Consider the following 515-nt stretch of genomic DNA (forward strand, 5'->3'; position numbering starts at 1 on the left):
AGGAGTGAGTGGCGGCAGTTCAAGAATCCGCGCAGCCGCATCACCAAGGCGGACACCGTCATCTATCGAGCAAGCCAGATGGACTGTGCTGGGTGCCCGACAAAAGAAAGATGCTGCCCGAACACCCCGTTCAGAAAGATCGCACGCAGCATCCACGAGAAGGCCCGTGACGTGGCCCGATCAATCGCAAAGACAGCGGAGTACCAGCAGTCCCGACGAGATCGCAAGAAGGTCGAGATGCTGTTCGCGCACCTCAAGCGGATTCTGAAACTCGACCGTTTGAGACTGCGAGGTCTGAGTGGCGCACAGGACGAGTTCTTGCTGGCAGCCACCGCACAAAACCTTCGGCGAATGGCAAAGTGGTTGTTACCAGTCGAAGAAGTGACGGTGATGAAAGGGGCGTGAAGCCCAGAATCAGGGAAGCGGCCGAGAAGCTGCCGCGAAATGAACTCAACTCTGATCGCGGCGGATTCAGCCCGGCTCCACGGTGCGGGTCAAAACCGAGTTTTTCAACA

Annotated in this window: 1 protein-coding gene; it reads left to right on the forward strand. The window is 57.7% G+C overall.

The features are described from left to right. Window positions 1–405, forward strand: a 405-nt coding sequence (locus AC07YZ_RS25460) for a transposase (protein ID WP_494796789.1), incomplete at its 5' end; no start/stop codon positions are given. Window positions 406–515: the final 110 nt, after the last annotated feature.

The sequence above is a fragment of the Hydrogenophaga sp. GW101-3F08 genome, from assembly GCF_059424585.1.